Genomic DNA, 274 nt, shown 5'->3' with positions numbered 1-274 from the left:
ACATCAGAGGACATCAGCAGGATTATGACCACTGGGCCTATAATGGATGCGTGGGCTGGGACTGGGAAAGTGTTTTGCCTTATTTTAAAAAATCAGAAACTCACGAAGATGGTGAAGACAACATTCATGGAGGAGAAGGACCTCTTTTTGTAAGCAGGATTAAGCGTCCAAATACAATCTCAATAAGTGCAATTGATGCGTGCAAAGAATTAGGATATCCCTTAACCGATGATTTTAATAAAGACATCTGGGGAGCAGGACTTAATCACCTTAG

The 274-nt window shown here is 41.2% G+C and carries 1 protein-coding gene; it reads left to right on the top strand.

The genetic code is table 11. The annotated features are described in order from the left end of the window. Nucleotides 1-274 (top strand): GMC family oxidoreductase N-terminal domain-containing protein (locus SB679_RS24190; RefSeq protein WP_410704787.1); only part of this gene is annotated, 274 nt, incomplete at both ends.

The organism is Chryseobacterium sp. SIMBA_029 (genome assembly GCF_046535275.1).
GTDB lineage: Bacteria > Bacteroidota > Bacteroidia > Flavobacteriales > Weeksellaceae > Chryseobacterium.
Note: the sequence above shows the minus strand (reverse complement) of the source record. Positions and strands in the feature narration are given on the sequence as shown.